The 360-nt window shown below is 71.9% G+C and carries 1 protein-coding gene; it reads right to left on the reverse strand.

The features are described from left to right. A partial coding sequence (locus BIV03_RS04295) for a glucuronate isomerase (RefSeq protein ID WP_254790723.1) occupies nucleotides 1–351 on the reverse strand: 351 nt, incomplete at its 3' end. Nucleotides 352–360 lie beyond the last annotated feature (9 nt).

The following is a 360-nucleotide window of genomic DNA, read 5'->3' on the forward strand; positions in this document are numbered from 1 at the left end:
GTCCGGCCCGAAGCGCTCGAGCGTGGGGGCGTGGTGGTTCCGCAGCACACCGGGGTGGAGCTGCATGACGAGACCGTCCTCGACGCTCATCTCGGCCCACCGGTAGAGCATGTCGTGCCGGTACGCGACGGCCTCCGACGCGGTCACAGCGGACGGACCCTGCATCGCGGCCGTGTGGATCCGCGAGCGCTCCGAGGCCGACAGCGGCGTGGACCCGGCGTCGAGGACCCCGGTGTCCGTGGCGGTGGCACCGTGCTGGATGAAGTACTGGCGACGTGCGCGCAGAGCCGCCAACAGCCCGTCGTGGGTTCCCGTGTCGAGGCCGGCGGCCTCACCGATCGACGCGACCACGTGCCTCCA

The organism is Curtobacterium sp. MCBA15_016 (genome assembly GCF_001865105.1).
GTDB lineage: Bacteria > Actinomycetota > Actinomycetes > Actinomycetales > Microbacteriaceae > Curtobacterium.